5 protein-coding genes are annotated in these 6,956 nt (G+C 58.9%); 1 reads left to right on the top strand and 4 read right to left on the bottom strand.

Features of this window, described 5'->3' with window-relative positions; translation table 11 throughout:
- Positions 1-136 precede the first annotated feature (136 nt).
- From L248_RS12615 to L248_RS12605, 3 genes are all read right to left on the bottom strand, one after another.
- Positions 137-649, bottom strand: a complete 513-nt coding sequence (locus L248_RS12615; RefSeq protein ID WP_022530634.1) for a hypothetical protein — start codon at positions 647-649, stop codon at positions 137-139.
- An 11-nt stretch (positions 650-660) separates the two neighbouring features.
- Positions 661-2,235 carry a ribosomal protection-like ABC-F family protein gene (gene abc-f, locus L248_RS12610; RefSeq protein ID WP_040536768.1) on the bottom strand — a complete coding sequence of 525 codons (1,575 nt, stop codon included), beginning with the start codon at positions 2,233-2,235 and terminating at the stop codon, positions 661-663.
- A 314-nt stretch (positions 2,236-2,549) separates the two neighbouring features.
- Entirely contained in the window at positions 2,550-3,197 is a 648-nt protein-coding gene (locus L248_RS12605; protein WP_022530631.1) for a L,D-transpeptidase, read from the bottom strand.
- Between the two features lie 210 nt (positions 3,198-3,407).
- Here L248_RS12605 and recQ point away from each other — a divergent pair, with 210 nt between their 5' ends.
- Complete coding sequence (gene recQ, locus L248_RS12600) at positions 3,408-5,198, top strand: DNA helicase RecQ (protein WP_022530630.1); 1,791 nt, start codon at positions 3,408-3,410, stop codon at positions 5,196-5,198.
- Positions 5,199-5,247: 49 nt separating this feature from the next.
- On the opposite strand, the gene L248_RS12595 is transcribed toward recQ, so the two are convergent.
- Positions 5,248-6,885: an ABC-F family ATP-binding cassette domain-containing protein gene (locus tag L248_RS12595; RefSeq protein WP_040536766.1), complete on the bottom strand. Its 1,638-nt coding sequence runs from the start codon at positions 6,883-6,885 to the stop codon at positions 5,248-5,250.
- Positions 6,886-6,956 lie beyond the last annotated feature (71 nt).

Here is a 6,956-nt window from a genome sequence, read left to right as displayed (position 1 = left end):
CAAGCCGTGCCCACCACGTTCCACGCCCCCTGGCGGAGGGCCCAAATCGCCGGGCCAACGCCAATACTTCCTCAATACGTAAACAAGGCTGGGCGTCATGCGGTTCAGTATCTGGTAAGCAGTCGTGCGTTAGGGCTCAATCGTCCGCCACTTCATCCAGCCTAAGCGCCACGGTCAGTTCATGGTCATTGATGTACACGAACTGTACCCCATAGTTGGGGAACGTGAGCAGGTCGCCGTTGTCTTCAAAGCGGATGAAGGCATTTACGTCGTCCCGCAGCCGGGTGGCGAAGAGGAGCTCGTTGCCGTCGCCGCGGATGAACGGCGTGGTGCGCACGTCATAGTGAACGAGCACATCCTTGAAGACGATGTCGGCGTAGCGCGGTGGTTGCGTCGATGGATGATCGAGAATGGAATCGAAATTGACATCCACCGTGAAGTGGTGCATATCGCGAAACTTGATATTGCCGCCGTAGCGGGGGGCAGCCGTGATTTTGCCGTCTGGGGCGACCCGGAAAAAGACCACCACGTCGGTGCGGTCGGCGGTAACAAAGAGCAGCTCGTCCCCCGTGGGTGTGATCAACGGTGTGATCCGAGTGTCATAAGTGACGGTAATATCTTTAAAGACTACGGTGTCGTATTGTTTCACGTGGAACCTCCTTACTTGTCCCACTTTCTCACCGTCATCGTCTGGTCGGCGATGTGTAGTTCCTGGTCGCACAGCTTGTGCAGCATGTAGCGGTCGTGGGAGACGATGAGCAGTGTCTCGGTGTAGTCCAGGAGCAGGGCCTCGATCTCTTCCCGGGCGGCGATGTCCAGGTGGTTGGTGGGTTCGTCAAGAATCAGCAGATTGATTTTCTTCTGGAACAGCTGCAGCAGCGTCAGCCGGATCCGTTCCCCGCCGGACAGGTCTTGCAGCCGACGGGCGACGTCATCGGCGTAGAAACCAAACCGGGCCAGGGCCTGGCGCGCGGCTTGTTCGTTGGGCATGAACGTCAGCACATAGGCCAGCAACCGCTGCTGCGGGTCCGCGAATTGCGGGTTCTGGGGCAGATAGCCGACGTGGACGCTGGCGCCCAGCCGAATGGTGCCGCTGGCAGGGGCCAGTTCCCCGAGCATCGTCTTGACCAGCGTGGTCTTGCCGGTACCGTTCGCCCCGGTGATGGCCACCCGGGCGCCGCGCCGGAGGCAGAAGCTGGCATCGTGGAAGAGAACCCGCTCGCCGACGGCTTGGCTTAAGTTTCGGGCAATGACCACCTCGTTGCCTGACCGGCCAGCCGTCTGAACGTCGTGCAGACGCTGCCGGGGCGGCTGGGGCACCGTCACGACTTGAATCTTGGCCAGGCGCTTCTCCAATTCCTTGGCTTTCCGGAAGAACTTCTCGTTTTGGCTCTCATTACCCCACTGCCGGTACTGGCGAATCTGCAGCTTCAGCTTTCGGATGGCCTTGGCCTGCAGGTCGTGGTCCTTCTGTATCTGAGCGATCCGCTCCGCCTTCAGCGTCACGTAGTGGGAATAACTGCCGGGATACGTGACCAGTTCGCCGTCCTCAATTTCCCACGTCTGGGTCGTCACCCGGTCCAGGAATAAGCGGTCATGGGAGATCACCAGATACCCCGCCTGGCCCTTCAACAGGAACTGCTCAAGCCACTCGATGCCGTCTGTATCCAGGTGATTCGTCGGTTCATCCAGCAGGAAGAAAGCCGCGTCGGACAGCAGCAGCTGGGCAAGGGCGACCCGCATCCGCTCGCCGCCGGACAGCTGGTCAACGACACTGTCCCGCAGCGGCCATAGGGCCAGCCCTTTCATCACGGTATTGATGCGGTCGGCAAAGGCGTAACCGCCTTGTTCTTCGAACTGCTGCTGCAAATCCGCGTACCGGGCCAAGACCTTGTCCAGGTCGGTCGGGGTTGCACTCATCTGGTCTTCGCAGTGGTGCAGTGCGGCTTGCAGCTGAGTGAGGGCGGGTTGGCTGGCGCCGAGAAAGGTCGTGACCGTCTCGGGACTCGTAATCAACTGCTGGTTCAGGTGGGCAATGGTCGCGTCCTTGGCCCGGCTCACGACACCGCTATCCGGCGTCTCGCTGCCCAGCAGGATATTCATCAAGGTGGACTTGCCCGTCCCGTTGGCACCGACCAGGGCGACCCGGTCCGTGGCGGCCAACCGGAGCGAGATATCCGTGAAGAGGGCTTCGTGATCGAACGATTTGGTGATTTGACTGGCTTGTAAAAACATATTTTTCTCCTTATTCAGTGCCGGAGAACGCAAAAGGACCGTGGTGTTAACGCACCACGGTCCTCAGTGAAACTGGTGAGGCGCCTCGGCGGTCATTGGCAGTGTACATTTCGGTTATTTTTGGACAGACGGATCCCGTCAACGGCCGAAATGAAGCCAAAGGTATGACGAAAAGCAACGTCCCGTCGGAGATCATTCACTTGGTGATACTGCTTTTCGCTACCGCGCATGAGGCTAACCTTCTTTCGATTTGATGTTAATATTAGAATAACGGATTTCAGATGAGAATTCAAGACGCCGGACCAGCAGGGCTGCTATTCGATCACGACCCGGGTGCCGAAGCGGATATGGTCATACAGCCACTTGGCATCGGCCACAGTCAGCCGAATACAGCCATGGGAAGAGGGGCGGACGCCCAGATTCGCCGCCTCGGCCGTGTTGAACTTGCCGTTAGCATCTGTCGGCGTGGAGTGAAACAGATAGACCCCATGATCCTTCCAGGAGACGTAGTAATACGCGCCCTCCTGACTTTCCCCGTTGAAGAAGAAGTGGCCCCGCTCCGCTTCAATCGTATAGGTCCCCGTGGGTGTCCGGCTATTCGGTGTGTCCACCCCGGTGGACGCATACATCGTATACAATTTTGTCTGACCATCGAGGAAGTAGACCCGCTGCTTGGCCAGCGATACCTTGATCCACAGGTGGGGATGGGCGGCCACGTCCGGATAAGGTTTCGTTTCCGACGGCTGCTGCCAATCCATCGGCGTCCGCATCGTCCCCTGGGGCTGGGCAGCGGCTTTCTTCACCGGCCGCCGCACCGGTTCCGCCAGGACCGTCATCCGGGCTGGTGTCTCAGAGGCCGTCTGCCGCGGCGCGGGCGCTACTAACAAGACCGCCGACCCGGTCACAATGACCAGCAGCGCAATGATGAAGGGCAAGAATGGGTGCTGCCAGTAATTCCGCATAACGGCTGCCTCCTTGGTCGGACGTCCGGTATTGAACAGAAATCGCTCTCAGTGAAGCCAGTTTATCAGGTCCTGGTATTCGCTTCAAGACAAGGCACCGGCTGTTTTTTTATTTCTCGCTGAGAAATGCGTATCTAATACTGTGACCGCCGCATTGTACATTCACGGGAGCGGCCGATACAATAGGGAGAAAAGAACAGGAGGATTCCGATGCAGGCGCAGGCACAAGCAGAACAGGTACTCAAAGAAAAATTCGGCTACGACCACTTCCGGGCGGGCCAGGATACGGCCATCGACCGGGTGCTGGCCGGGGAGAATACACTGGTGGTGATGCCCACCGGCGGCGGGAAGTCGCTGTGCTACCAGATCCCGGCGCTGATGCTGCCGGGGCTGACGGTGGTGGTCTCACCGCTGATCGCCTTGATGAAGGACCAGGTGGATGCCCTGAACGATAACGGTATCGCCGCCACCTTCATCAACAGCAGCATTGACTTCCGGGAGATGGACGAACGCTTGCGCCAAGCCGCCATGGGCGAGGTCAAACTGCTCTACGTCGCGCCGGAACGGTTCGAGTCCGACCAGTTTGTCACCGAGCTGAACGATATTAACGTCAGTCTGTTAGCCATCGACGAGGCCCACTGTATCTCCCAATGGGGCCACGACTTCCGGCCCAGCTACCTAAGTTTATCGACGGTGCCCCAGCGGCTGACCAGCAAGCCGGCGGTGATCGCCCTGACGGCCACCGCCACCCCCCGGGTCGCTGCCGACATCCGCCAGCGCTTAGGAATTCCCGACGACGGTATGGTGAACACCGGTTTTGAGCGGACCAATTTGAGTTTCCAAGTCATTCGTGACCAGGACGAAGACCGTTACTTGAGTCAGTACTTGAAACTGAATCAAGACCAATCCGGCATCATTTACGCCAGTACCCGCAAGGAAGTGGACCGGCTGTACACCATGCTGGCCAAAAAGAAACTGCCCGTCGCCCGCTACCACGCCGGCATGAGTGACGCGGACCGGGCCGCCAGCCAGGAAGACTTTCTATTCGAGCGTAAGCCGATCATGATTGCCACTAATGCGTTTGGCATGGGCATCGACAAGAGCAACGTGCGCTTCGTTATCCACGCCCAGCTGCCCAAGGATCTGGAATCATACTATCAAGAGGCGGGCCGCGCGGGCCGGGACGGCCTGCCCAGTGAAGCCATCCTGCTGTATAAGCCCAAGGACGTCATGCTCCAGCGTTTCTTCATCGACAATTCGGAAGCCGACGAAGCCCACCGCCGCTTGCAGTACCAAAAACTGCAGACCATGATCCAGTATGCGAATACCGGCGAATGCCTGCAGCAGTTTATCCTGAATTACTTCGGCCAGACCGGCACCAAACCCTGCGGCCGCTGCTCCAATTGCCTCGACGAGCGGGAGGCGGTGGATGTCACCACCGACGCCCAAAAAGTGCTGTCTTGCGTCGTGCGGATGCATTCCCGCTACGGCAAAGCATTGATTGCTCAGGTCCTCACCGGCTCGCACAACCAGCGCATTCAGGAGTGGCACTTAGATGAGCTGTCCACGTATGGCCTGATGCAGAACCAGAGCCAGCGGGACGTCACCACGTTCATCGACTTTCTCACCGCCAGCGGCTTCCTCCAAACCAACGGCGGCCAGTTCCCGACGCTGGGGCTGACCGAAACCGGCGCCGAGGTATTGCGGGGCAACCAGTCGGTCTACCGCAAGACCGCGATGAAGGCCCGCCAGAGTCTAGCCGTGGACGACGACACGTTCCAAGCACTGCGGGCCGTGCGCCGGCAACTGGCCGAGCAGAGCAAGCTGCCGCCGTACATGATCTTCTCCGACGCCACCCTAAAGGCCATCAGCGCCGCCAAGCCGACCACGCTGAACGAGATGCTGGCGGTCAAGGGCGTGGGCGAGGTGAAGTTAGAAAAGTACGGGCAGTTCTTCTTGGACGCGCTGACTGAACACGCCGAAGAAACCAACGCGTCATAGACAAAAAAGCCCAGCCGTCAAAAATCGCCGGCTGGGCTTTTCTCATGTCTCAATTACTGGTCGGATACAGCGCCTTAACTTGCTCCTGCGCTACCGGGTGGTCCAAAAATTCGTCGTAGGTCGTGTCCGCTCGGTCCACCACGCCCAGCGGTCCTACTTCAATCAAGTGGTTCGCAATCGTCTGGATAAACTGGTGGTCATGGCTGGTGAAGATGACGGCGCCGCTGAAATCGATCAGCGCGTCGTTCAGCGACGTAATGCTCTCCAGATCCAGGTGATTCGTCGGGTCGTCCAGCAGCAGGACGTTGGCCTTGCTCAGCATCAGTTTGGCCAGGTAACTGCGGACTTTCTCACCGCCGGAAAGAACGGGGACTTTCTTCAATACTTCGTCGCCGGAGAACAGCATCCGGCCGAGGAAGCCGCGGAGGAAGGTGTTGTCGTCCTCTTCTTTGCTCTTCACGAACTGGCGCAGCCAAGAAAGGATATCGAGGGTGTCGTCGCTGAATTCGGGCGTCAGGTCCTTGGGCATGTAGGCCCGGTTGGTGGTCACACCCCAGGTAATCGTGCCGCTGTCGGGCGTATCCACGCCGGCCAGCAGGCGGATCAGCTGAGTGGCAGTGACGTCGTTGCGGCTGATGATGGCGGTCTTGTCCTCCGGCCGCAGGATGAAGCTGACGTTATCCAGCACCTTTACGCCGTCGATGGTCTTCGACACGTTCTCCACCCGCAGCAGATCATTGCCCAGCGCCCGTTCCGGTTCGAATTTAATGAAGGGATACTTGCGGCTGCTGGGCTTGATGTCGTCCAGCGTGATCTTGTCCAGCTGCTTCTTGCGGGCCGTGGCCTGCTTGGACTTCGACGCATTGGCCGAGAAGCGGGCGACGAATTCCTGGAGCTGCTTGATCTGCTCCTCCTTCTTCGCGTTGGCGTTGGCCTTCAACTGCTGGGCCAGCTTACTGGATTCCAGCCAGAAATCGTAGTTGCCCACGAACATCTCGATCTTGCCGAAGTCCACGTCGCACATCATCGTGCAGACCTGGTTCAGGAAGTAGCGGTCATGGCTGACGACCAGGACGGTCTTGTCGTAATCGGCGAGCCAGTTCTCCAACCAGCGGATAGTCTCCGGGTCCAAGCCGTTGGTCGGCTCGTCCAGCAGCAGAACGTCCGGCGAACCGAACAGTGCCTGGGCCAGCAGCACCTTGACCTTCTGGCCTTCCGGCAGGTCGCCCATGAGCTTGTCGTGGTCGGCGTCAGGAATGCCTAACTGGGTCAACAGCTGGGCCGCGTCAGACTCGGCGTTCCAGCCGTCCATCTCGGCGAATTCAGCTTCCAAGTTAGCGGCTTTAAGCCCATCTTCCTCGGAGAAATCCACCTTGGCGTACAGGGCATCCTTCTCCTGCATCACGGCGTACAAGCGCTCGTACCCCTGGATGACCGTATTCAACACGGTAGTATCGTCGAAGGCGAAGTGGTCCTGGCGCAGATTGCTCATCCGTTCGTGGGGGTCCAGCTGGACCGTGCCGGTGGTCGGCGTCAGTTCGCCGGAGAGGATCTTCAGGAACGTGGATTTACCGGCGCCATTGGCCCCAATAATGCCGTAGCAGTTGCCCGGCGTGAACTTCAAGTTGACGTCATCGTAGAGTTTGCGGTCAGAAAACGTCATGGAGACATTCGTTACAGTTAACAAGGCGTACCTCACTTTTCTTAAATCGTAGTTGAGAGAACGATACGCCGCATGGCAACCCTGCCCGGCGCCGG

It is taken from the genome of Schleiferilactobacillus shenzhenensis LY-73, assembly GCF_000469325.1.
In the GTDB taxonomy this organism is placed as follows: domain Bacteria; phylum Bacillota; class Bacilli; order Lactobacillales; family Lactobacillaceae; genus Schleiferilactobacillus; species Schleiferilactobacillus shenzhenensis.
Note: the sequence above shows the minus strand (reverse complement) of the source record. Positions and strands in the feature narration are given on the sequence as shown.

Excerpts from the sequence above, each read along its gene's own strand:
- L248_RS12605 (WP_022530631.1), bottom strand. The coding sequence starts at position 3,197 with ATGCGGAATTACTGGCAGCACCCATTCTTGCCCTTCATCATTGCGCTG.
- recQ (WP_022530630.1), top strand. The coding sequence starts at position 3,408 with ATGCAGGCGCAGGCACAAGCAGAACAGGTACTCAAAGAAAAATTCGGC.
- abc-f (WP_040536768.1), bottom strand. The coding sequence starts at position 2,235 with ATGTTTTTACAAGCCAGTCAAATCACCAAATCGTTCGATCACGAAGCC.